The organism is Nocardia sp. CDC160, from assembly GCF_035818795.1.
Taxonomy (GTDB): Bacteria; Actinomycetota; Actinomycetes; order Mycobacteriales; family Mycobacteriaceae; genus Nocardia.
This window is the reverse complement of sequence record NZ_JAYKYT010000001.1, coordinates 1,460,287-1,484,303: the sequence shown is the minus strand read 5'-3', so window position 1 is coordinate 1,484,303 and position 24,017 is coordinate 1,460,287. Positions and strand designations below refer to the sequence as shown.

Here is a 24,017-nt window from a genome sequence, read left to right as displayed (position 1 = left end):
ACCCCCGCACCCGGGGTTAGTGTCGCGGGGTGGGTTTCGAGGTGCGTGTCGATACCGCGGGTGCGGTCGAGATCGTCAGAGCGGCAGCCGGGTTCGGCTGGCGGTGGGGGTCCGGCAATGTCTCCGAATTCTCCCGACTGGTCGGATGGAGTAGCCCGCAACCGGTTGGAACGCTGCGCAACGGTCCCGTGTTCTCCCGCACCGGACTGTCGGTCTGGTGGGACTCGGCCATGTTCTGGGGCAGCGAACGCGGCCTCGACCATGTGCGAATCACCATCTCCGACTGCCCCGCACCCGACGACGTCGGCAACCGCGCACTCCTCGAGGCCGCCCTGGCCCGCGCCACCGCCGCCTTCACCGAGCACTGGGGCGAGCCGGAGAGCGCCGACGCGGGCCCGGCCGAGGGGGTGGCCTGGCGTTTCGCGAATGTGTTCGCGGGCTTGACCATCGGGTACGACACCGTGGATCTGCTGCTGGTGAATCCGACGGCGCAACGGTATTGGATGGATCGCCGCCACGAACTCGCCCGCCGCCGCAGCGCCGCGGGCGGTTGGGGTCGCTTCGCGGAGAACCTGGCGGGCTTCCTGGAGACCCTGCCGGTGGACGGGCGGCTGGTGATCACCGTGCCCGGCGGGCGGTTCGTGCAGTTCGAGGCCGGGCCCGAACAGTTGACCGGTGAGCTGGCCCGCAGCGAATTCATCGACCCGACTTGGCGATACACCCCGGAGATCGAGCAGCGGCTCATCGACCAGGGCTGGACGCCGCCGCGCGAGGCGAACTGGTCGCGCACCCTGTCGCGGCGCGCGGGCACCGTCGCCATGAGCGGCCTGGCGCTGCGCACCGTGGACGCCCTGCGCACGATCGGCGCGACCGCCACCACCGAACTGGTCGCCGACGCCTGGGTGGAGGGCGGCCCGGACCTGGAGGTGTCCGTGCTGGGCGTGCCGCCGCATCCCACCTCGCGCACCCAGCGGGCCGAGTTCCTGCGCCGCCACGCCACCTACGACTTCGACGCCGGACCGCTGCGGGTCGACGTGCCCGCCGGGATCGACATCGCCCGCGCGGCCCGCGGCTTCGACTGGACCTGGACCCGCGCCGATCTCGCGGGCTTCGCGGCGGCCGTCGGCTGGAAGCCGGTGCACGACACCGATACCGGGGAGCGCACGGTGTGGGCCGACACCGACCTACGCGTGGACGATCCGCGCGCCCGCTTCTGTTTCGACGGGGATCGCCTCGAGGCCGTCTGCGTCACCCTCAGCGACAGCATCGAATCGTTCCTCTACGACGAGGGTCTGCCCGCCGAGGTGCGCGAGCAACGCGATGCGGCCCACGCCCGCGCGGTGGACGGGTTCCGCGCGGAATTCGGCGTGCCCCGGCACGGGGTGCTGGGGCAGTCGCACGGTCCGGCGTGGCCGGACGCCGGGCTCACCCTGGGGCTGGTCGCCGAGACCGACACCGTGGAGCTGTATCTGGTCCCGGCCGCCGACCGCGACCGCCGTCTCATCATCGAGCAGCAGCGCGCTGCACATCGCGCCCACGAGCGCGAATGGGCGCAATTCTTCGCCGAACTCGCCGGACTCATCGCCGATCTCACCGAGACCGGGCAGTTGACCGTGGACGCGGGTGAGCCGCATCGCGCCCGCATCGACCGCGATCACGAGCTGCTGCGCCTCGAACTGGCCAGCGCCACCGCGCGCGCCCTGTCGCCGCGGGTGCTGAAGCTCATGCTGCGCGACGGCTGGCAGCATCCCGATCATCGATATCCGCTGTGGCGCATCGAACTTCGTCTGCCCGCCCTGCCGCGCGACCTGCGTCGCCTGGCGCGGCTGGCGGTGTGGCCGCTGCGCACCCTGATGCCGCCCGCGGCTCCGCTGCGGGTGCTGTTGAACGGACTGGATCAGCCGGTGCGCTCGCCCGCCACGGGTGCGATCGGGGGCGGTGCGAGCGCCTAGGCTCGACCCATGATCGAACCCGAGGACATGCGCATCACCCGGGCCGCCTACGACGAGGTCGCCGAGTTGTACGCCGGACTCTTCCAGCGGCAGTTGCAGGACAATGTTTTCGACCGGATGATGCTCGAGGCCTTCGCGGAAGCGGTGCGGGACAATGGATTCGGTCCGGTGGCCGAGATCGGCTGCGGGCCCGGCCGGGTGACCGCCCATCTCGCGGCGGCGGGGCTCGACATGTCGGGGCTGGATTTGTCACCCGAGATGATCCGGCTGGCCCGTGCGGCCCACCCGGACATTCCCTTCGAGGTCGGGCCAATGGAGGAACTGCCCTACGCGGACGGCGCGCTGGCCGGAATCGTGGCCTGGTACTCCATCATTCACACCCCACCGGTGCGCGTGCCCGCGATCCTGACCGAATGCGCGCGGGTGGTACGCCCCGGCGGGCAGGCCGTGTTCGCCTTCCAAGCCGCCGATGAGCCCACCGGTGTCACCGAGTACGCGCACAAGGTCGCGCCCGCCTATCGCTGGGCTCCGGACACCTTTGTGGAAACCCTTGCCGCGCATGGTTTCCGGGCAACGGCCAGCCTGTCGCGGGCGGCCCGCCCGGACGAGCGGACCCCGCACGCCACCGTGCTGGCCGTCAGAGCCTGACCGGTTCCGGATCTCGGGCCGCCCGTTCATCGAATTCGATTCGGGCGGCACCGATTTCGTCCGCGTGGCGCAGTGCCCACTGGCCCATGGCGTGGGTGATCACGCCTAGATCCGCGCCGAGGCCGGTCAATTCGTACTCCACCCGGGGCGGCACCGTCGGATACACGGTGCGCCGCACCAGCCCGTCGCGTTCCAGGTTGCGCAGGGTGCGGGTGAGCATCTTCTGGGTGATGCCGTCCAAGCGGCGGCGCAATTCGTTGAACCGGATCGGGCCGCCCTCGTTGCGCAGGGTGCCCAGCACCAGCGGCACCCACTTGTCCGCGAGCACCGTGAGCACGTCGCGCGCCGGACAACGCCGCAGGTAGCTTTCGACCAGATTTCCGGATGGCTCCCAGCAGGAGACGGTATCCATGAGGTACCTCGGGATAGAAATAGTGCCTTCTTCCCCTCGGATACTACCGAGCGCAGGATCGAGCCCATGACGAGCGACAGCATGCGATCGATTACCCAGAGCACCCTCGGCGGACCGGATGTGCTCGAGACGGCGGAGGTGCCCATCCCGCGGCCGGGTAGCGGTGAGGTTCTGGTCAGGGTGGCCGCCACGTCGATCAATGCCGCGGACTGGAAGCTGCGCTCGGGCACGATCACCAAGCTGGGGCCGCCGCCCTTCACCCTCGGTCTCGATCTGTCGGGCGTGGTCACCGAGGTCGGCGCGGAGGTCACCGAATTCGCGCCCGGGGACGAGGTTTTCGGCAATGTCGTGAGCCGCGCTGGCGCGTACGCCGAATACGTGGTCGCACCGGCGGAATTCCTGACCCGTAAGCCCGCGGAGCTGGACCATGTGCACGCCGCCGCCTTGCCGACGGCCGTGCTCACCGCGTGGCAGGGCCTCACCGATGTCCTTGCAGGACAACGGGTTCTGATACACGCGGCGGCGGGCGGCGTGGGCCATCTGGCGGTGCAGATCGCCAAGGCGCGCGGCGCGTACGTGATCGGCACCGCCCGCACGGCCAATCACGAGTTCCTGCGCGGACTCGGTGCGGACGAGCTGATCGATTACACGACAACAGATTTCACCACCGCGGTCGCCGATATCGATGTCGCCTTCGATCTGGTCGGCGGCGACTACTCCGAGCGCTCCCTGCTCGTGCTCACCCCGAACGGCCGGGTGATCGACGCCCAGGGCGAGGAACCGATCGGCGATCCCCGCTATTACCGCCACTACTTCCACCCGTCCGGCGCGGACCTGGCCGAGGTGGCCGCGCTCGTGGTGGCCGGGCGGCTGCGCGGTGAGATCGACCGGGTGCTGTCGCTCGCCGATATCGCCGAGGCGCACAAGCTGAGCGAATCCGGCCGGGTGCGCGGCAAGATCGTGCTCACCCCCTGGGCCGACTGATCGGTTCATCCGGCCATCGGGACTTCTGCTGCGTCCGGCGATTCCGACGCATACCGTCGCGGAGAGAGCGCGTCTTTCAGGGAGTTGACGGTGACGGACTGGAACGAAGAAGTCGATGTCCTGGTGGCAGGCACGGGCGGCGGCCTGGCCGGGGCCTATACGGCAGCCCGCGAGGGGCTGACCGTGGCGGTGGTGGAGGCCACCGAGAAATTCGGTGGCACCACCTCGTATTCGGGCGGCGGCGGGGTCTGGTTCCCGTGCAATCCGGTGCTGCGGCGCGCGGGCGTGGACGACACGCTCGAGGACGCGCTCACCTACTTCAGGTCCGTGGTGGGCGACCGCACACCCGCCGAGTTGCAGGAGACCTACGTCCGCACCGGCGCGAAGGTCATCGAGTACCTGGAGCAGGACGAGGCGTTCAAGTTCCAGATGTTCCCGTGGCCCGACTATTTCGGGAAGGCGCCGAAGGCGCGGACCGACGGCAAGCGGCACATCGTTCCGGCACCCTTGAAGGCCGCGAAGCTCGGTGCGCTCAGCGAATCCGTGCGCGGCCCCCTGGGCAACGACCGGCACGGCGATCCGCAGCCGGACTATCTGATCGGCGGGCGCGCCCTGGTCGGCCGATTTCTGCTCGGACTGTCCAAGTACCCCAACGCTTCTCTCTACCTGAACACGCCGTTGGTCGAGCTGGTCACCGCGGACGGCGCGGTGACCGGTGCGATCGTGGAGCGCGACGGGCAGCGGGTGGCCATCCGGGCGCGCAAGGGCGTACTGCTGGCGGCGGGCGGCTTCGAGGGCAACAACGAACTGCGCCAGCGCTACGGCGTGCCCGGCGCGGCCCGGGACACCATGGGGCCGTGGGGAAATCAGGGCCGGGCGCTCGAGGCCGCGATCGCGGTCGGCGCGGATACCGACCTGATGGATCAGGCGTGGTGGTCGCCGGGCCTGATCCATCCGGACGGGCGGGCCGCGTTCGCGCTGTGGTTCACCGGCGGCATCTTCGTCAACCAGTCCGGCGAGCGGTTCGTCAACGAATCCGCGCCCTACGACCGGCTCGGCCGCGACATCATCGAGCACCTGAACGACGGCTCGGCCACCCTGCCGTTCTGGATGATCTACGACGACACCGAGGGCCCGGTGCCGCCGATCAAGGCCAGCAATGTGCCGATGGTCGAAACCGAACGCTACGTCGAGGCTGGTCTGTGGAAGACCGCCGACACCCTCGAGCAGCTGGCCGCCGAAATCGGTGTTCCCGCCGAGGCTTTGGTGGCCACCGTGACCCGCTTCAACGAGTTCGCCGCCGAGGGTGTGGACCCGGATTTCGGTCGCGGCGACGAGGCCTACGACCGCGCCTTCAGCAATGGCGAACCGCCCCTGACCCCGATCACGCGGGGTCCCTTCCATGCCGCCGCGTTCGGCATCTCCGATCTCGGCACCAAGGGTGGGCTGCGCACCGACACGGCCGCGCGCGTGCTGAACCGAGCTGGCGAACCGATTCCGGGCCTCTACGCCGCGGGCAACACCATGGCCGCCGTGAGCGGCACGGTCTATCCGGGCGGCGGTAATCCGATCGGCGCGTCGGTGCTGTTCAGCCACCTGGCCGCCCTCGACATGACCACCCGCTAGCCCCCTGCGCCGCCCCGAGTGTGATGCGATGGTGGGCATGACGCGAGCGGGTAGCCCCGGCCGGGCCGGGTACGACGTGATCGTGGTGGGCGGCGGCCACAACGGGTTGGTGGCCGCCGCCTATCTGGCCCGGGCCGGGCGCTCGGTGCTGGTGCTGGAACGCCAGGACCACACCGGCGGCGCGGCCGTGTCGGAGCGGGTGTTCCCCGGGTTCGACGCGCGGCTGTCGCGCTACTCGTATTTGGTGAGCCTGCTGCCGCAGCGCATTGTGCGAGATCTGGACCTGCAGTTCGAGGTTCGCAAGCGGCGCATCTCCTCCTACACGCCGGTGGGTGCCACCGGGCTGCTGGTGGACAATGGCTCCGAGGCGGCCACCCGCGCCAGCTTCGCCCAGGTCACCGGGTCCGAGCGGGATTGGGCGGCCTGGCGGGACTTCTACGCCATGACCGGGCAAGTCGCCGAGCGCGTCTTCCCGACCCTGACCCAGCCGCTGCCTACCTGCGCCGAATTACAGCGCACCGTGGGCGATTCCACGGCCTGGGAGTCGATCTTCGAACGACCCCTGGGCGAATCGGTGGACGCCCGATTCGCCGATGACGCCGTGCGCGGCGTGGTGCTCACCGACGCGCTCATCGGCACCTTCACCCACGCCCACGACCCGTCGCTGCTGCAGAACCGGTGCTTCCTCTACCACGTGATCGGCGGCGGCACCGGTGACTGGAACGTGCCGGTCGGCGGCATGGGCGCGCTGACCGACGCGCTCGCGAGCGCCGCCCGCACGGCCGGTGCCGAGATCCGCACCGGGTGTCTGGTGACCGGCATCGAAACAGACGGCGGCACAGCCGAAGTGCGCTATGCCTGCCGCACCGGCGAGGGCACGGCGAGCGCGCGCCACGTCTTGGTGAACGCCGCGCCCTACGTACTGGCGGGACTGCTGGGTGAGACTGCGACCAAGCCCGAAGGCGCACAGCTGAAAATCAATATGCTCCTGCGGCGATTGCCGAAACTGCGTGACCCGCAGGTGGATCCGCGCACCGCGTTCGCGGGCACCTTCCACATCTCCGAATCCGCGAGCCAGCTCGAGCGGGCGTATCGGGAGGCGGCGGCGGGTGAGCTGCCCTCGGCCCCGCCTGCGGAGATCTACTGCCACACCCTGACCGACCCGTCGATCCTCGCGCCGGAGTTGATCGAGCAGGGTTACCACACCCTGACCCTGTTCGGATTGCACACGCCCGCACGGCTTTTCGCCGACGATCCGCGCGGAGCGAAGAACCGCCTGGTGGATGCCACACTGGCACAACTGAATTCGGTCCTGGCCGAGCCGATCCAGGACTGCCTGGCGCTCGACGGCGAGGGCAACCCGTGCGTGGAGGCCAGGACTCCGGTCGAGTTGGAACGTGAGATCAGCATGCCCGGCGGCCACATCTTCCATGCGGACCTGGCCTTCCCGTATCGCGACGGGGACGATGACAGCCCGGCCGCCCGCTGGGGTGTCGCGACCGGCCACCCCAATATCCTGCTGTGCGGGGCGGGCGCGGTACGCGGCGGCGGGGTCAGCGGCATCGGCGGCCACAATGCCGCCATGGCCGTCCTGGAGCAGGGCTGAGAACCCAGCTCAGCGCCGACCGAGAGCCCAGCTCAGTGCCAACCGAGAGCCCAGCTCAGTGCCGCGGCAGCGTTTGGGTGACCCGCCACAGCCGTCGCGGCAGCTCGCCCTCCTCGAACGAATGCCGTTCGCGCAGTTCCCATCCCGTCGCCAGGATGTCGACCAGCTCGGGGGAGAAGAAGTGCACCGCGAACCCGCCGTGCTCGTAGATGTCGTCACCGAGGGCCTTGCCGGTGCCGTAGTGCGCGTCCTCGGTGGTGCGGACGGTGTAGACGAAGGCACCGCCGGGTTTGAGCACCCGGCGGATCTCGCCGACCAGATCGCGAATCTCCTGGGTGCTCAGATTCATGCACAGCAGCATGTGCGCGTACACCGCGTCCACACTGCGGTAGGGCAGCGGAATGGGCTGGCGGACATCGTGTTCCACGGTGCGGATGCCGTCGCCCAGCCCGGCCGCGTCGGCCCGCTCGCGCAGCTGCGCCAGCCCGATCGCGCTGAAGTCCGAGGCCGTGACCCGAAACCCCTGGCGGGCCAGGTAGATCGCGTCGCGGCCGTGACCCGCGCCCAACTCCAGCACGTCGACGGCGCCGGTCTCGCGGAAGACCTCCGCCGCGTACACGGCCGCCTCCGAGGGCTGCTCACCGTACATGCCCGGATGCGCGCTGTAGGTGCGCTGCCAGTGCTCGTGCTGGTCGCTCATGCACCCATCATGTCCGACGGGACGGCCCCGCCCGGGTGAACTCAGGAGGTGCGGCGTCCGTCCGCGCCGTGCTGGCCGCCCATGATGTCCGAACAGCAGCGAATGAAGTAGCGCATCACCGGATCCGCCTCGGAGGCGTCGGGCCACACCACCGCCACCCGGGTCGGGCCGATGCCGTGCACCGGCCGGAACACCACGCCCGGATACTCGGTGCGCGCGGTCGAGGCCGGGGTGAAGCTCACGCCGAACCCATTGGCGATGGCGCGCAACCACTCCTCGGTATTGCGGGCGATGGCCCCGATGATGGCGGTATCGGCGGGCCGGGCGTCCAGACCCATCCAATAGTCGCGCCACCAGCCGGTTTCCGCGGGCGAGGCGACATACGGCTCATCCCACAGCTCCCGGAAGGCGATATCGTCGCGATCGGCGAGCGGATGATCCTGCGGCAGCGCGATCCAGCGTGGCTCGGCGAACAACTCCCGCAGGTGATATTCCTCCTGGCCGGGGAAGGGCAGGCGCAACAGGGCCACATCCACATCGCCCTCGTCCAGTCCCGCGGTCGGATCGGTCCAGCCGCCGGTGTGGATATCGACCTGCCAGTCCGGATGCAGGCGATGGAAGACCCGAATGATCTCCGGGATGTGCGCGTCGGCCGCGCTGTTCACACAGCCCAGCCGCAGCACCCGCGAGGCACGGCTGGCATCGCTCTTGGTGTCGCGCAGTATCCGGTCCCAGGACGCCAGCAGCGCCGGGACCTGTTCGGCCAGCACCTTTCCCGCCGCGGTCAGGGTCCAGCCCGCCCGCGACCGAATGAACAGCTCCACTCCCAGTTGCTGTTCCAGCTGTTTGATCTGGGTCGCCAGCGCGGGCTGCGCGACGTGCAGTCGCGTCGCCGCCCGCGGCAGGTTCTCCGCATCCGCGACTGCCAGGAAGTAACGCAGCAGTCGCGTGTCGATATCCATGCCACCAGGTTAGGAACAGGGCAACCGGTAGGCATACCCCATGGCCTGGAAGACGGGATTCCACCAGGATGCTATCGGCAGTTCTCGTACCCGGCGGTTCGAGTCGCGGCCGCACGACGTCGAAAAACCCTTGCCGCTCCGGCCCTCCCGCGCCACCCCGCGCTAGGGTGCTTTGTGTTGCGAAATATTTGCCAGCGGAGGCGATGAGTCACGAGCGAACCTCGGGCGCACTATCCACAGCACCGGCGCGTGTCGCGCGGCCGGGGCCCGGTGTCCCGCACCCTCTACGGGGCCACCCGGCGTGCCGCGGGGTCGATGGACCGCTGGTTGAAACGGGTCGCCAGCGAGACCGCCGCCCCGCCCGACCAAGCGCCGGAGCCGGTGGAACCGCCGGTCTCCCAGGACCTGCTGAACCTGCTGCGGCATCTGGGCGTGGCGCTCATCCGCTCCGGTGAGACCACCGGGCGCGTGCAGGACATCCTCGACGATCTGGCCCACCGCTACGACGTGGACGAGGTGCACTTCTTCGTGCTGCCCACGGGAGTGTTCGTGCGCGTACAGGATTCGCGCGGCTCGGCGGTGGATCTGCTCGAGGCCGCCTCCGACACCCTGCGCCTGGATCAGATCGCCTCGCTGTATCAACTGATCGACCGGATCAAGAAGGAGGTGCCGCCGCCGTCCGAGGCGACCGCCGCGCTGGTGGAGATTCTCGCCTCGCCGCAGCCCACCCCGGTGTGGCGGCTGCTGCTGGGCAACGTGGTGTTGACCGTCGGGCTGGGCCTCATGCTCAATCCGACCTCCACCGCGCTGCTCGGCTATATCGTGCTGGGCTTGGTGGTGCAGGTGCTGATCATGGCCGCCGACCGATTCCGGCTGCTCTCGACCGGCCTGCCGGTGGTCGCGGGCGCGGTGGTCACGTTGCTGTCCTTCGGTTTTCCCAATGCGCTCGGCGGCGGCAATCCCTCCCAGCTGCTGGTGCCGTCGGTGTCGAGTCTGCTGCCGGGATCGGCGCTGACCAACGGCTCCATCGAATTGGCCACCGGCAGCATGGTGGCCGGGGCCAGCCGCACCATCTACGGCTTCAACAAGCTGCTGCTGCTGGCCTTCGGCATTCTCATCGGTCTGCAACTGCTGGGGACGCTGACACCCGCCACGCCTCCGCATTCGGGCGGATTGGGTTGGTGGACACCGGCTCTCGGTGTGCTGTTGATCGGACTGGGACACAGCTGGCGGGCGAGCGCGCCGAAGAAGTCACTGGGCTGGCTGCTGATCGTGCTGTACGCCGCGTTCAGTGGACAGCAGCTGGGGCAGCAGTTGCACGGCGGCGGCCTGCTGGGCTCGTTCCTCGGCGGCATGATCGCGGTGCCGGTGGCCTATCTGGTGCAGCGCAGCAAGGACGCCCCGCCGACGCAGGTGGTGTTCCTGCCCGCCTTCTGGATGCTGGTGCCCGGCGGCATGGGACTGACCGGTGTCTCGGAGCTGGTCACCAAGAACGATCCCAATGGGTTGCACGTGGTGGTGAACGCGGTGCTCACGGTGTTGGCCATCGCGATGGGCGTGCTGGTCGGTTCCGGCCTGGTGGCCTCGACGCGACGGCCGCGATTGGAGCACATGGTCGAGGGTTGGCTCGGCCCCGACACGGGCCGCCACGCCGCGATCAACGCGGAATCTCAGCGCACCGCGGAATCCCAGCGCGCCACAGAGTCTCAGCTCACCACGGAATCTCAACGCACCACAGGCAGTTCGGAGCCGGGATCGGCGAGCCAGAGCAGCCAGTGAGGCGCGAGCAGGGCCGCGAACTCGTCGTAGCCCGCCGCACCCGGGTGGTAGCCGTCACCGGCGGCGACGTCCTGCATCCAGATCTGGTTCTCGCGCAAGGGCTGATGCGCCCGCAGATACGGAACCTTGGCCTCCTCGCAGAGGTCGGCGAAGCGGGCGTCCAGGTCCACGATCCGGGCATTGTGCGCGTCGTCCACATTCGGCGGCGGCGCGACCACCATTGCCTGCCAGCCCTTTTCCCGCACCCGGCGCAGCATGTCGGTCAGATTGCGCACCGAGTCCTCGGGCTCGACGCGGGGGCGGCCGTCCTCGAACTGGGTGTCGTTGACGCCGGTGGAGATCACCACCCGGCAGTCCGCGCCCTGCGGTAGCCGCGGCGTGCACTCGGCCTCCCAGCGCGCGGCCAATTCGGTGCTGTGCTCGCGGCGGACACCGAGGTTGTAATAGGTGAGCGGCTGGCCCGCGGCGATCGCTCTGACCGCCAGCCGCCCCGCCCAGCCCAGGCATTTCTGATCACCGACCCCCGCGACGAACGATTCCCCCACGAAGCAAACACGAAGATCGAGCACCACGTTCCGATCCTCGCACGCCGGTCACGGGAAAGTTCAGTGCTCGTAATAAGCAGGAAAAACCGATATCTCGGCCCGGCGTGCCGGTGGTCGGAACGTCGGACGTACCCCCGACGGGTTACGGTTACCGGCGTGTTGGGTGGCCGGTGACGGCACCGCCTGCCGCATACTCACACCAGCCGACCATGGGACCGAGGCCGTTCCCACGATCCGAAAGCGCGAATAGGACATGCGAGTCGACGGGCGGGAGATTCCCGTCTCCGGCAGCCTGCTGCAGCCGCGGATCCGCCGGACCACCGACATTCTGCGCGTTGTGCTGTCCGCGTTGGCCGTCGCCATCGTCATCGCCGGGTCGCTGATCACCCGGCCGCAGTGGGAGCAGTTGGAGCGCTCGGTCTCCAATATCGTCGGGTTCCTCACCCCGGAACAGTCCAACCTGGTCTACATCGTCTACGGCATCGCGATCCTGGCCCTGCCCTTCGCCATCCTGGTGCGGCTGGTGCTGCAGCGGCAGTGGAAGCTGCTGGCGGGCTTCCTGTTCGCGGGACTCATCGCGCTCGGGCTGTTCTCCATCACCGGCACCGGATTCTCCGCACCGCGCTGGCATCTGTCGGAACCGCAGCAGGTCAATACCTTTCTGTCGCAATTCCTCGACGATCCGCGCTGGATCGCCATGCTGGCCGCGGTGCTCACGGTGGCCAGCCCATGGCTGCCCGCGCGCTGGCGGCGCTGGTGGTGGACGCTGCTGCTGGCCTTCGTGCCGATCCACCTGTTCGTCTCGCTGGTGGTGCCCGCCCGCGCCGCGCTGGGGCTGGTGGTGGGCTGGCTGGTGGGCGCGGTCATCGTGCTGGTCGTCGGCACGCCCGCGCTGGAGGTGCCGCTCGGCGCGGCGGTGCGGGTGCTGGCCCAGCGCGGTTTCCGGGTGACGGCGTTCAAGGTGGTGCGCCCGGCCGCCCGTGGGCCGCTGGTGATTTCGGCCAGCACGGTGCCGCAGCCGGAGCTCGCCGCCTCCCCGAACATGCCCTCCTCGGCGGGCACCGAGCCCGCGCCCGGCGAATCCCGTTCGCCCGACAACGCCTTGATCCTCGAGCTGTACGGAGCCAACCAGCGCAGCCGCGGCATGCTGCAGCAGTTGAAGCGACGGCTCACGCTGCGCAGCGGCGAGTATCCGGCCTCCTTCGCGTCCATGCGGCGCGCGGTCGAGCACCGGGCGCTGATGGGTTTCGCCATCGCCGATCTCGGGCTGGCCAGCAACAAGCCGCTCACCGTGGCGGAGCTGGACCGTGGCTGGATGATGTACGCGCACACCGTGCCCCAGGGTCGACCGCTGGCCGCCGCCGACGGGGAGAAGACGCTCACCCGGGTGTGGCAGACGCTGCACAGCATGCATCAGGCCCAGATCTCCCACGGCGATCTGCGCACCGACGAGATCCGCGTGCTCGACGACGACACCGTGCTGTTCGAGGGTTTCGTGCAATCCGAATTCGGTGCGTACAAGGTGCGTTTCGACTCCGATGTGGCACAGCTGCTGCTGTCCTCGGCCGCCCTGTTCGGGGTGGAACCGGCGGTGCGCACCGCGCTGGGGGTGCTCGACAAGCAAGCGGTGCTGGACGCCTCGGCCCGGCTCACCCGCACCGCCATGCCCGCGCATCTGCGCAAGGCGGTGCCCGACGCCGGTGAGCTCATGAAGCGGCTGCGCGAGGAGGTGACCGACCAGACCGGGCAGGACAAGATCGAGGCCGCGCAGGTGACCCGGTTCTCGCGCAATCAGATCATCCAGCTGGTGTTGCTCATCGGCCTGGTCTACGTGGCCTACCCGTACATCAGCCAGGTGCCGACCTTCTTCAGCGAACTGAACAAACTGCACTGGGGCTGGGCGACGCTCGGGCTGGCGGTGTCGGCGCTGACCTACGTGGGTGCGGCAATGGCGTTGTGGGCGTGCGCCTCCGAGGCGGTGAAGTTCCGCAACCTGCTGCTCATGCAGATCGCCAACACCTTCGCCGCCACCACCACGCCCGCCGGTGTGGGCGGTCTGGCGTTGAGTGTGCGCTTCCTGCAGAAGGGCGGATTGGGCGCGGTGCGCGCCACCGCGGCCGTCGCCTTGCAGCAGACGGTGCAGGTGATCACGCACGTGATCCTGCTGTTGATCTTCGGCGCGCTGGCCGGAACCTCCACCGACCTCTCGCATTTCGTGCCCAATGCCACCGTGCTGTATCTGGTGGCGGGCGCGCTGCTGGGGGTGTTGGGGGCGACCATGTTCATTCCCACGGTCCGCCGCTGGCTGCTCAACGAGGTGCGTCCGCAGCTGGCCGATGTGCTGGGGCAGCTGAAGGATCTGGGCCGCAAGCCCTGGCGGCTGGCCATGATCGTCGGCGGCTGCGCCACCACCACCCTCGGCATGGCGCTGGCCCTATGGGCCAGCATCGAAGCCTTCGGCGGCAGTACGACTTTCGTGACCGTCACCATTGTCACCATGATCGGCGGCACCCTGGCCTCGGCCGCACCCACCCCCGGCGGCGTCGGAGCGGTGGAGGCCGCCCTCATCGGTGGCCTCGCCGCCTTCGGTGTCTCGGCGGAGATCGCGGTCCCCGCCGTGCTGCTCTACCGGGTGCTGACCTGCTGGCTCCCGGTCTTCTGCGGCTGGCCGATCATGCGCTGGCTCACCGCAAAAGACATGATCTAGGCCGAATACTGCTTGCGCAGTTCGTTCTTCACGACCTTGCCGCTGGCATTGCGGGGCAGCTCCGGCACGATCACCAGATGCTTGGGGTGCTTGTAGCGGGCCAGGGACTCGTTGAGGAACGGGGTCAGTTCCTCGAGGGTGAGGTCGTCGACGCCCTCGACCAGCGCGACGACCGCGACCGGCACCTCACCCCACTTCTCGTGCGGGCGACCGACCACCGAGGCCTCGTGGATCTTGGGGTGGGCGAAGAGCACGTTCTCCACCTCGGCGCAGTAGATGTTCTCGCCACCGGAGATGATCATGTCCTTCTTGCGGTCCACCACGTAGACGAAGCCCTCCTCGTCGACGCGGACCAGATCGCCGGAGTGGAACCAGCCGCCGTGGAAGGCCTCGGCGGTGGCCTCCGGCTTGTTCCAGTAGCCCTGCATGAGAGTCGGTCCGCGATAGACGATCTCGCCGACCTCACCGGGGGCGACGTCGTTCATCTCGTCGTCGACGACGCGGGCCTGAATGGTCGGGATGGGCCGACCCACCGAACCGATCTTGCGCAGCGCGTCCTTGCCCTCGAGCACACAGGTGATGGGCGACATCTCGGTCTGCCCGAAGACGGCCACATTGAAGGCGTTCGGGAAGCAGTCGGCCATGGCCCGCAGCACGGTGTCCGAGGCGGGGGCCGCGCCCCAGCACAGCGCCTGCAGCGCGAGCTTGCGCTCCTTGACCGTCGGCTCCTCGCAGATGAGCTGCCACTGCACCGGCACGCAGAAGGCGGCGGTGGCCTGCTCCTTCTCGACCTCGTCGAGGAACTCGGTGGCGTTGAAGGCGCCGAGGGGATGCAGCACGGTCTTGCCGCCGAGCATGAAATACGGGGTGAGACTGCCCAATCCGGCGATGTGGAACAGCGGCGAGGTGCAGAAGCCGATGGAATCCGGGGTGATCTCCATGGCCCGGATACAGGTCAGCGCCTGCGCGCTCATGTTCGCGTGGGTCAGCACCGCGCCCTTGGGGGTGCCGGTGGTGCCCGAGGTGTACATGATCAGGCAGGGCGTTTCCTCCGGAATGTCCAGCGGCGCATGGGGTTCGCCCGGCTCGGACAGAAAGTCCTCGTAGCCGATCACACCCTCGCCGGTCTGGCCATTGATCACGACCACCGTCGACAGCTCCGCGGCCTGGCCCGCCACGCCCACGGCCAGCGGCTGCAGAATCGAGTCGGTGACAATGGCTTTCGCACCGGAGTCGCCCACGATGTAGGCCACCTCGGGCGGGGTGAGCCGGAAGTTCACCGGTACCGCGATCGCGCCGAGGGCATTGATGCCCATGACCGCCTCGATGTACTCGGTGTAGTTCAGCGCCAGGATGAGCACACGATCGCCGAACCCGACCCCTCGACGGGACAGCGCGTCGGCGAACTTCTCCGACCGCTCGTGCAGCTGCTTCCAGGTGGTGTCCACGCCCTTGAACTTGAACGCCACGTGGTCCGGCCGCATGGCCGCGTGGGTCGCGACCTGGTTCACCCAGTGATTGCGACGCGACCGGATCGGCTCGTCGAGCGGCTGGAAGGTCATGCGGTGTCCTTTCACGCTGATCGCTCGTGAGAATAGCGCTTAACTTTCTAACGTGACAAGGGTTACAGACCAGGTAATTTTGCCGTAGTGACTGCAAACTTCCACTCACATCGGGGTTGTCGGCCCATATGCAACTATGCGAGTATCTGGGCAGTCGTGAGAGGCAGGAGAGGACAGCGCCAATGGCACTGAAGACACGGTTCACCGAGACCTTCGGGGTGGAGCACCCCATCGTGCAGGGCGGCATGATGTGGGTCGGCCGCGCCGAACTGGCCGCCGCCGTCTCCGAGGCGGGCGGTCTCGGCATCATCACCGCGCTCACCCAGCCCACCCCCGATGATCTGCGCCGCGAGATCGACCGCGCGCGCGAGCTCACCGACAAGCCCTTCGGCGTGAACGTCACCATCCTGCCATCCATCAACCCGCCGCCGTACCAGGAGTACGTGCAGGCCATCATCGAGTCCGGCGTGAAGATCGTGGAGACCGCCGGGTCGAATCCGGAGCCCTTCCTGCCGTACTACAAGGAGGCCGGAATCAAGGTGCTGCACAAGTGCACCAGCGTCCGGCACGCGCTCAAGGCGCAGAAGATCGGCGTGGACGGCGTGTCCATCGACGGCTTCGAATGCGCGGGCCACCCGGGCGAGGACGATGTGCCGGGCCTGATCCTGATTCCGGCCGCCACCAAGGCCCTCGACATTCCGGTCATCGCCTCCGGCGGCATCGCCGATGCCCGCGGCCTGGTCGCGGCGCTGGCGCTGGGCGCGGACGGCGTGAACATGGGCACCCGCTTCATGTGCACGCAGGAATCGGCCATCCACCAGACGGTCAAGGAACAGATCGTCGCCAATTCCGAGCGGGCCACCCAGCTCATCTTCCGCACCATGCACAACACCGCGCGGGTGGCGGACAACGAGATCAGCCGCAAGGTCGTCGAAATCGAGAAGGCGGGCGGCAAGTTCGAGGACGTGCGGGATCTGGTCGCCGGTGCGCGCGGCCGCCGCGTGTTCGAGGAGGGCGATCTGGACGCGGGCATCTGGTCCGCCGGTCAGGTGCAGGGCCTCATCGACGACATTCCGACCTGTGGCGAACTGGTCTCCCGCATGGTGACCGAGGCCGAGGCGCTGATCAACCAGCGGCTCGCGGGCATGATCGGGTAAATCCGGCGAAAGCCCGCCCATCCTAGGCAATTACGACAGAGCCCTCGGCTTCATGCCGGGGGCTCTAGTCATTTCGGCTATCACCGCACGCTGGATCCGTCATGCTTTTCAGTACACGACAACGCGGCGGAGGTGCCTGAAATGGCAATCACTCGTATATATCTCGACGACGACGCGCTGCGGCGGACCATGGCAATCTCGGGTGTCTACACCGAACAGGACGCGGTGAACCTAGCACTGCGGTTCTTCAGCACCCACGCCACGGCCGAGGATTTCGACCATCCCTTTCAGGCGCGGGAGGCCACGGCCTCGTAATCATGGGCCAAAGCCCTTCTGAGCGCGGCGAAATCTTGGCAGAATCGCCGGAGGTACCTCGGCGGCCGACAGCGCGCGGACACGGGAGGGCTTCCTGTGCGGCAGAGTACGAGAGCATCGACCGATTCCACCCCTTTCCCACGGGTGTCGATCGTTGGCGTCGGCTGCCGGGCCACCGGCCTGGACTTCGACCACGAATGGTTCGGCATGGACCGGCTCGAGGCCGCCGGGCTCACCCCGCGCCAGCGCGCGAATCTCGAGGTGGCCGTGGAGGCCCTCGACGACTCCGGATTGGGCTGCCTGGCACGCGAATCCAACGCGGCGGTGGTCTTCGGCGCGTCCGGCGGGACCAATGCGGCCAATCTGCTCTCGCGCGCCCTCGACCTGCACGGCCCCAGCCTCACCGTCGACAGCCAACGCGCCGCGCCCCTGGTCGCGGTGGATATGGGCGTTCGCCTGCTGGCCGACGAGTCGGTGCCCTTCGTGCTCGCGGGCGGCGTGGATCTCGCTCTGCTACCGGACATTTCAGACCTTCGCATCCCGGGGCCCCGCACCGGCACCGGGGTGTGCACCGTCCTGATCCTCCAGCGCACCACCGACGCCGCCGCTACCCGCACCCGCCGTTACGCCGACATCACCGGCCCCGGGCTGGGCTTCCGGGAGGCCCACCGGGATCCGCATATCGCCCTCGACGATCCAGCGCACACCATTCATCGCTCCCCCCTCGATCGCGGCGACGAACCACCCATTCTGATTCCGGTCACCGGCCGCGATCCGGCCGCCGTGCACGACCTCGCCCTGCGCTGGGCGGTGGCGGTCGGCTCCTACCGCTCGGTGCGCGAATTCGCCACCGCCGCGGCCCGACTGGTCCCGGAGCGCACGCGCGCCGCCGTCCTGGCCCGCGACGGCGCCGAGGCCGCGGCCCGACTCCGCGCGCTGGCGCGCCGGATCGCGGTGGGCACGGCCGCGCAGCCACCGCCACCGCAAATCATCACGCCCGCGACCGCGCGCGCGAGCGCGGACGAGGTGTTCGAGCCCACCGTCGACCGCCGCGGCGGCGACCTCCTGTTCCTGTTCCCGGGCGGCGGCGACCATCCGCGCATGGGCCGCGCGCTGGCGGCCCGATTCCCCGTCTTCGCCACGGCCCTCACCACGGCCACCGATGCCGTGGTGGCCGCGGGTGGTCCGCGAGTCTGGACACCCCGCAATGGATTTCGCCACTCGCCCCGCCCAACCGGCCCGGTCGGCGGACCACGATGCAGCGCCGGAACCGGCGCGACCCGCAGCGCCGAGGACGAGTGGCCACCGCAGGTCGGCGCGAGCCAACTCCAGATCACGGCTGAATTCGACAATGGTTGGGGCGATATGGTTTTCGCGCACGCGTCGCTGTTCGTGTTTCAGGTGGCACTGGCGGAATTGCTCGACTCGTGGGGAATTCGGGCGGACGCGGTCGCTGGACACGGGGTCGGCGAGATAGCTGCGGCGGTTGTCTGCGGAGCGCTTTCGCTGGAGGACGGTGCTCGGGTGGTCGTGGCCCGGGCGGGGCTGGTGGAACGAGCCGGGCTGGGCGGGGCCGCCGCCACACTGGAGGCGACACTCGCGGAGGTGCTGCGGCTGGTCGAACCCATGCGTGCCGATGTGGCGGTAGCGGCGGTGGACGGGCCGACCGCGATCACCGTATCCGGCGAGCCCCGCTATATCGATGCGCTCGTGCGCCGCGCCCATCGCAGGGCCATCTTCGCGCAACGCATCGCCGCCGACGCCATGCCGACACCGCTACATCTGCCAAGGATTCGGGCACGGTCCGCCGAATTGCTCAGCGTGCTGGTCGATCTCGCGCCGGGAGCACCCCGCCGACCGCTGTATTCGACGACCCGTCGTGGATTGGTGCTGCGGACGCCGGGCGACTGCGCCGCGCCGACCGACCTCGGCACGGCGAACTTCGAACCCGGCGCAGCCACCGCGAGCAGGTGCGCTCCGCCGAATGTTCGGTTGGATGGTGAGTATTGGGCAGACAATGCCTCCGGCACTGTCGAATTGGCATCGGCCTTGGAGTCTGCCGTGTCCGACGGCATCTCGATGGTGCTCGAAGTCGGGCCGCACCCGGTGCTGACACCCAGGCTGCGGGAGGGCGCGCCGTTCCGGGAGGGCGCGCAGGGCGTGCTGACGCGCGAGGACGAGGCGGGGAGTTTTCTGCGGACCATCGCGCGGCTGTATGTGGACGGGCGGGCGGTGGATTGGACCGCGCTCGGGCCGCATACGGCCGCGCCACCGCAAAGGCAATGGAGTAGAAGCGAATCCGGTGGTGAGACGCGGCGGAGTGGGGGCGGGAGCGCGGTCTATCCGGCCGGGCAACCGGTTGCCCCGGCGTTTCCCTCCGTGGAAATCCGGCCCGAGGGCGCGTATGTGGTCGCGGGCGGGCTGGGAGTGCGGGGTGAGGTCGCCGTGCGGTGGTTGTTGGCGGCGGGGGCACGGGATGTGGTGGTACTGACCAGAACACCGCGTCCGCTGCCGGGGTCGCTGGCGGGCATGGAGGATCGGATCGTCTTGGTGCGCTGCGACTGCGCGGATCCCACCGATCTGGCCACGGCATTGCAGGATATCCGCGAATGCGGGTCGCCGATTCGGGGGATCGTGCACGCGTCCGGGGAATCGCGGTTGGTGGCCGCGACCAATCTGCTGGAGTTGACCGCGGCCGATCCGACCGATTTCACGGTGCTGCTGACCTCGACGCCGGGGGCGGAGGAGCCCGGGGCGGTGCGGGAATTGGCGGCGGCGCAGGCGGATCGGCGGGTGATCTGTGTGGAGTGGGAGGTGGGGCCCGCGGCCTGAGACCGCGTGTCGATGGGCGACCGGTCGGTTGGGCGTGAATGATGACGCCATGGTGGTGCCGTGACCTTTCAGACCCTCACCCTCATTTCCGTGATTGGGCTGGCCGGGCCCTGGCTGGCCTGGCGACAGTCCTGGCATCTGCCGGTCATCCTGGGCGAGCTGCTGGCCGGAATCGTGTTCGGGGCCACCGGCTTCGGGCTGCTGCATCCGACCGATCCGACCTTCACCTTCCTCGCGGATGTCGGGTTCGCGGTGGTCATGTTCGTGGCGGGCACACATGTGCCGGTGCGCGACGCGTCGATTCGGTCGGCGCTGGGTCGGGGTGCGCTACGCGCGGTGCTGGTCGGTCTGCTGGCGGTGGTCGCGGGGCAGGGCATCGCGGTCTGGTTCGACACCGGGCACGGGCTGCTCTACGCCGTGCTGATCGCCTCCTCCTCGGCGGCCATCGTGCTGCCCATCATCGATTCGCAGGGGCTGAGCGGAAAACCGGTGCTGGAATTGACCGCCCAGGTCGCCCTGGCCGACGCGGCGGCGGTGGTGGCGCTGCCGCTGGTGATCGACCCGGGCAATGCGGGCCGGGCCGCCCTGGGCGCGGTGCTGGTAGGCGGAGCGGCCGTGGCCGTGTACTACTTCCTGCGCTGGCTCGAGGACTCCGGCATCCGGCATCGATTGCACCGGGTCTCCGAGGAGCGCGGCTTCGCGCTCGAGCTGCGGGTCAGCCTGGCGCTGCTGTTCGCCCTGGGCGCGCTCGCCACCCGCAGCCACGTGTCGATCATGTTGGCGGGCTTCGCCCTCGGACTCGCGGTGGCGGCCATCGGGGAGCCGCGCCGCGTCGCCAAACAGCTCTTCGCCCTCAGCGACGGCTTCCTGGCCCCCATGTTCTTCGTGTGGCTGGGCGCGCGCCTGAACCTGCGCGAGTTCGGCGACCACCCGTATCTGATCCTGCTGGGCCTGATGCTCGGTCTGGCCGCGGTCCTCGCCCACGCGCTCATGCGCCTTCAGGGACAACCGATTCCGCTCGGAGCCATCGCCTCGGCCCAGATCGGAGTCCCGGTCGCGGCGGTCACCGTCGGCACCCAACTGCACGTCCTGAAACCCGGCGAACCCGCGGCACTCATGCTTGGCGCATTGGTCACCATTGCCGCGGCCGCCTGGGGAGCGCGCACGGCCGCCGCCACGCAATCGGGCAATTCGGTTGATCAGCAGGGAGATTCGAAGCCCTGATCACTCCTGGTCGCGGCCGAGCAATCGGTCGGTCTCGCGGCGTTCGCGCTTGGTGGGGCGACCCGCACCGCGATCCCGGCGCGGCATGAGGGCCACCAGCTGCGGATCGGGCGGGGGCGGGCTCTTGTCGATCATGCACTGCACGGCGACGGCCGCGCCGACCCGCTTGGTGATGAGCTGCTCGACAATGGCGATGCGTTCCAAACCATTGACGCGGACGCGGATCTCGTCACCGGGCTTCAGATTGTGCGCGGGCTTCACAGGTACGCCGTTGACCCGAACATGCCCCGCGCGACAGGCCGCGGCCGCCGCCGAGCGCGTCTTGAAAATGCGGACGGCCCAGGTCCAAGAATCAACTCGGGCCTGGGCCGTGGTGCTCAATGGAGCGGAAGTCACAAGGCAACAATACTGCGGCGCGATTGCGCCACTTACGCCGTCGGTCCCGCGTGACGCAATCGCGTCAGGCGTTGATGCGGCGGGCGGTGACGACCTGGCTGGGGTGCAGGGGGGTGTAAGACACCGGGGTGCCGGTCTGCACGGCGTTCAGCAGCTTGCCATCACCGGCGTAGATGCCCACGTGGCCGCCATTGTTGGTGACGACGATATCGCCGGGCTGCAGGTCCTCGAAGGCGACCGGAGCGCCGACATTGGACTGCTCGAAGCTGGTGCGGGGCAGGTCGATTCCGGCCTGCTTGTAGGCCCACTGGACCAGACCCGAGCAGTCGAAGGAGTACGGACCGGTCGCGCCCCAGGAGTACTGGGCGCCGACCTTGGTCTCGGCGGCGTGCAGCGCGATGTCGCCGACGCTGGAGGGCTTGTTGAACAGGGACGGCAGCTGGAACTGCGGAGCCGGGGCGACCGCCGGGGCGCCGACCTGGGCGCCGCCGCCCAGTCCGCCCGGGGTCTGCATCGCCGTCTCGGCGTCCTTGACCGTCTGGTTGAACTGCTGCACCTGAGGCGCGAATTCGTCCGGTACGTCGAAGTTTCCAATGCCGGGGATCTCGACGGTGGCGGCGGTGGCGGTGATCGCCGGGAACGCGCCGGTCGTCGTCGCAGCCATCGCACCCATGACGATGGCACCCTTCACGGAATTCGGAAGCCGAGATTCCCGCTGCAAGCTGTGCTTACCCACTGAGCCGCATCTCCGATCTTGCTGCTGTAACGTCGCGGGCTGCCTCTCCGATGAAGCAACAGACTCCGCTAAGTCACGAGAAGATTACGACTAGCCCCGCCGGTTGTCCACCCGACGGGAGGGGTGTGTCGCACCTTTTCCAAAACGCCCCGCTGAAGGGGCAATTCGGTGTATAGGGCCCCAGATCACGAGTTGGTATAGGTGATCGACTCGGCCGTTATCAACCCTTCGCCTCCACCACTCGCTCGAGCTCGGCGATCCGGCGGCGAGCATCGGCGAGGTCCACCTCCAACTGCCCCAGCGCCATCACCAACGGACCCACCGCGAGGTCCGCCACCAACTGCGGATCGTCGTACCCGCGCTCGATGGCCACCAGAATGTTGTTGCGGATGCGCGCGGCGACGATCGCGTCTGCGGGCACGTTCCAGGATTCGACCACCTCCGCGACGGTGGGTACGGCTTCTTCCGACATGAACCCTCCTGCGCTGGATTCCAACGAATCAGGCATAAGGGTAGAGACACCCGCGGACACCACGGGCACCAACTCGATCACTCTCGTATGCCAATCGATAGCTGCGTCTAGCACCGTCGATAGATGCCCGGATAATCGGCGATTCCCGCGCTACGGTTGGGCGGCATGGACCCCGTCAGGAATCCCTACGCGCCCGGCGCGGGGCAGCGGCCACCCGAACTCGCGGGCCGCGACAAGCAACTCGACGCCTTCGACATCGTGCTGGAACGGGTCTCCCGGGGACGTCCGGAGCGCAGCGTCATGCTCACCGGCCTGCGCGGGGTCGGAAAGACCGTGCTGCTCAACCAGCTTCGCTCGGCCGCCCGCACGCGCGGCTGGGGCACCGGCAAGCTGGAGGCCCGCCCGGAGCAGGAATTGCGACGACCGCTGGCCTCCGCCCTGCACATGGCGGTGCGCTCCATCGCTGTCGCGCACCGCAATCCGGAGCAGGTGGATGATTTCCTGGGGATTCTCAAGGCCTTCGCGCTGCGCTCCACCGCCGACAAGGGCATGCGCGACCGCTGGAACCCGGGCATCGACGTACCCGCGGTGACCGGGCGGGCCGACTCCGGGGATATCGAGATCGATCTGGTGGAGCTGCTCATGGAGGCGGCGGCGCTGGTGCGCGATATCGGCATCGGCATCGCGATCTTCATCGACGAGATGCAGGATCTCGGGGCGGCCGACATCTCGGCGATCTGCGGGGCCTGCCACGAATTGAGCCAGGACGCCGCGCCTTTGATCGTGGTGGGGGCGGGGTTGCCGCATCTGCCCGCGGTGCTGTCGGCCTCCAAGAGCTACTCCGAGCGACTGTTCTCCTATCACCGCATCGACCGACTGGATCGGGAGTCGGCGGACCAGGCCCTCATCGCGCCCGCCGATCGCGAGAACGTGAAGTACAGCGCGGAGGCCCTGGACGCCCTCTACAAAAAAGCCGACGGTTACCCGTATTTCGTGCAGGCCTACGGCAAGGCGACCTGGGACGCGGCCGCGCAGAGTCCGATCAGCGCGGAGGATGTGGCGGTGGCCGCGCCCGCCGCCGAAGAGGAACTGGCGGTCGGTTTCTTTGGCTCCCGCTACGAACGGGCGACCCCGGCGGAGCGAGAATATATGCGCGCCATGGCCGATTTGTCCGGCGACGACGGCCCGGTGGCGACGTCGGCCGTCGCCACCGAGCTCGGCCGCAAACCGGCCTCGTTGTCCCCGGCCCGAGATGGGTTGATCAAGAAGGGACTCATCTACTCCGCCGAGCGCGGCAGCATCGGTTTCACCGTCCCGCATTTCGGCCGATATCTGCGGAGCGTGCAGTAACCAAAGATTAGCCCTTGCATCAAGATCGTTCTCCGACAAGCGTTTTCGATCT

Annotated in this window: 20 protein-coding genes; 12 read left to right on the top strand and 8 right to left on the bottom strand. The window is 68.7% G+C overall.

Annotated elements, in window-relative coordinates:
• Positions 1 to 29 precede the first annotated feature (29 nt).
• Together VMT40_RS06610 and VMT40_RS06605 are read left to right on the top strand one after the other, a co-directional pair.
• On the top strand, positions 30 to 1,952 hold the full coding sequence (locus VMT40_RS06610; RefSeq protein WP_326357023.1) for a DUF6301 family protein: 1,923 nt from the start codon (positions 30 to 32) through the stop codon (positions 1,950 to 1,952).
• A 9-nt stretch (positions 1,953 to 1,961) separates the two neighbouring features.
• Positions 1,962 to 2,600 (top strand): class I SAM-dependent DNA methyltransferase, encoded by a 639-nt coding sequence (locus VMT40_RS06605; protein WP_326357022.1) that lies wholly within the window; start codon positions 1,962 to 1,964, stop codon positions 2,598 to 2,600.
• On the opposite strand, the gene VMT40_RS06600 is transcribed toward VMT40_RS06605, so the two are convergent.
• Positions 2,590 to 3,012 (bottom strand): winged helix-turn-helix transcriptional regulator, encoded by a 423-nt coding sequence (locus VMT40_RS06600; RefSeq protein WP_326357021.1) that lies wholly within the window; start codon positions 3,010 to 3,012, stop codon positions 2,590 to 2,592. The two genes, VMT40_RS06605 and VMT40_RS06600, sit on opposite strands and share 11 nt — an antisense overlap.
• Before the next feature lie 66 nt (positions 3,013 to 3,078).
• On the opposite strand from VMT40_RS06600, the gene VMT40_RS06595 reads away from it, so the two are divergent.
• The 3 genes from VMT40_RS06595 to VMT40_RS06585 all read left to right on the top strand — a co-directional run bounded on the left by VMT40_RS06595 (position 3,079) and on the right by VMT40_RS06585 (position 7,228).
• Positions 3,079 to 3,996 (top strand): NADP-dependent oxidoreductase, encoded by a 918-nt coding sequence (locus tag VMT40_RS06595; protein ID WP_326357020.1) that lies wholly within the window; start codon positions 3,079 to 3,081, stop codon positions 3,994 to 3,996.
• Positions 3,997 to 4,086: 90 nt separating this feature from the next.
• Complete coding sequence (locus tag VMT40_RS06590) at positions 4,087 to 5,622, top strand: FAD-binding protein (protein WP_326357019.1); 1,536 nt, start codon at positions 4,087 to 4,089, stop codon at positions 5,620 to 5,622.
• Positions 5,623 to 5,659: 37 nt separating this feature from the next.
• Positions 5,660 to 7,228, top strand: coding sequence for a phytoene desaturase family protein (locus VMT40_RS06585; protein WP_326357018.1), 1,569 nt, complete (start codon positions 5,660 to 5,662; stop codon positions 7,226 to 7,228).
• 55 nt (positions 7,229 to 7,283) lie between these two features.
• Here VMT40_RS06585 and VMT40_RS06580 read toward each other — a convergent pair whose 3' ends face one another.
• Both VMT40_RS06580 and VMT40_RS06575 read right to left on the bottom strand, forming a co-directional pair.
• Positions 7,284 to 7,928 (bottom strand): class I SAM-dependent methyltransferase, encoded by a 645-nt coding sequence (locus tag VMT40_RS06580; protein WP_326357017.1) that lies wholly within the window; start codon positions 7,926 to 7,928, stop codon positions 7,284 to 7,286.
• 41 nt (positions 7,929 to 7,969) lie between these two features.
• Positions 7,970 to 8,890, bottom strand: a complete 921-nt coding sequence (locus VMT40_RS06575) for a LysR family transcriptional regulator (RefSeq protein ID WP_326312830.1) — start codon at positions 8,888 to 8,890, stop codon at positions 7,970 to 7,972.
• 249 nt (positions 8,891 to 9,139) lie between these two features.
• Between VMT40_RS06575 and VMT40_RS06570 the strand changes: the two genes are divergently transcribed.
• Positions 9,140 to 10,669 (top strand): threonine/serine ThrE exporter family protein, encoded by a 1,530-nt coding sequence (locus VMT40_RS06570; protein ID WP_326357016.1) that lies wholly within the window; start codon positions 9,140 to 9,142, stop codon positions 10,667 to 10,669.
• Here the strand turns inward: VMT40_RS06570 and VMT40_RS06565 are convergent.
• Positions 10,615 to 11,241 (bottom strand): GDSL-type esterase/lipase family protein, encoded by a 627-nt coding sequence (locus VMT40_RS06565; RefSeq protein WP_326357015.1) that lies wholly within the window; start codon positions 11,239 to 11,241, stop codon positions 10,615 to 10,617. The genes VMT40_RS06570 and VMT40_RS06565 overlap by 55 nt on opposite strands.
• Positions 11,242 to 11,467: 226 nt before the next feature.
• Here VMT40_RS06565 and VMT40_RS06560 point away from each other — a divergent pair, with 226 nt between their 5' ends.
• A complete protein-coding gene (locus tag VMT40_RS06560) occupies positions 11,468 to 13,921 on the top strand; it encodes a lysylphosphatidylglycerol synthase domain-containing protein (RefSeq protein WP_326357014.1) in 2,454 nt (817 codons plus the stop codon).
• On the opposite strand, the gene fadD5 is transcribed toward VMT40_RS06560, so the two are convergent.
• Positions 13,918 to 15,483, bottom strand: a complete 1,566-nt coding sequence (gene fadD5, locus VMT40_RS06555; RefSeq protein ID WP_326357013.1) for a fatty-acid--CoA ligase FadD5 — start codon at positions 15,481 to 15,483, stop codon at positions 13,918 to 13,920. The genes VMT40_RS06560 and fadD5 overlap by 4 nt on opposite strands.
• Before the next feature lie 182 nt (positions 15,484 to 15,665).
• Between fadD5 and VMT40_RS06550 the strand changes: the two genes are divergently transcribed.
• From VMT40_RS06550 to VMT40_RS06535, 4 genes are all read left to right on the top strand, one after another.
• Positions 15,666 to 16,640: an NAD(P)H-dependent flavin oxidoreductase gene (locus VMT40_RS06550; RefSeq protein ID WP_326357012.1), complete on the top strand. Its 975-nt coding sequence runs from the start codon at positions 15,666 to 15,668 to the stop codon at positions 16,638 to 16,640.
• 141 nt (positions 16,641 to 16,781) lie between these two features.
• On the top strand, positions 16,782 to 16,955 hold the full coding sequence (locus VMT40_RS06545) for a type II toxin-antitoxin system VapB family antitoxin (protein ID WP_326312824.1): 174 nt from the start codon (positions 16,782 to 16,784) through the stop codon (positions 16,953 to 16,955).
• Positions 16,956 to 17,099: 144 nt separating this feature from the next.
• Positions 17,100 to 19,787 (top strand): acyltransferase domain-containing protein, encoded by a 2,688-nt coding sequence (locus VMT40_RS06540; protein WP_326357011.1) that lies wholly within the window; start codon positions 17,100 to 17,102, stop codon positions 19,785 to 19,787.
• A 60-nt stretch (positions 19,788 to 19,847) separates the two neighbouring features.
• Positions 19,848 to 21,011 carry a cation:proton antiporter gene (locus VMT40_RS06535; RefSeq protein WP_326357010.1) on the top strand — a complete coding sequence of 388 codons (1,164 nt, stop codon included), beginning with the start codon at positions 19,848 to 19,850 and terminating at the stop codon, positions 21,009 to 21,011.
• Here the strand turns inward: VMT40_RS06535 and VMT40_RS06530 are convergent, their stop codons facing one another.
• The 3 genes from VMT40_RS06530 to VMT40_RS06520 form a co-directional block, all read right to left on the bottom strand.
• The gene (locus tag VMT40_RS06530; RefSeq protein WP_326357009.1) at positions 21,012 to 21,407 is read right to left on the bottom strand and encodes an RNA-binding S4 domain-containing protein; all 396 of its coding nucleotides are present in this window, start codon (positions 21,405 to 21,407) and stop codon (positions 21,012 to 21,014) included. It lies immediately after the preceding gene.
• 64 nt (positions 21,408 to 21,471) lie between these two features.
• Complete coding sequence (locus tag VMT40_RS06525) at positions 21,472 to 22,080, bottom strand: C40 family peptidase (protein WP_326357008.1); 609 nt, start codon at positions 22,078 to 22,080, stop codon at positions 21,472 to 21,474.
• A 283-nt stretch (positions 22,081 to 22,363) separates the two neighbouring features.
• Complete coding sequence (locus tag VMT40_RS06520; RefSeq protein ID WP_326357007.1) at positions 22,364 to 22,615, bottom strand: hypothetical protein; 252 nt, start codon at positions 22,613 to 22,615, stop codon at positions 22,364 to 22,366.
• 165 nt (positions 22,616 to 22,780) lie between these two features.
• Between VMT40_RS06520 and VMT40_RS06515 the strand changes: the two genes are divergently transcribed.
• Positions 22,781 to 23,965, top strand: a complete 1,185-nt coding sequence (locus VMT40_RS06515; protein ID WP_326357006.1) for an ATP-binding protein — start codon at positions 22,781 to 22,783, stop codon at positions 23,963 to 23,965.
• Positions 23,966 to 24,017: the final 52 nt, after the last annotated feature.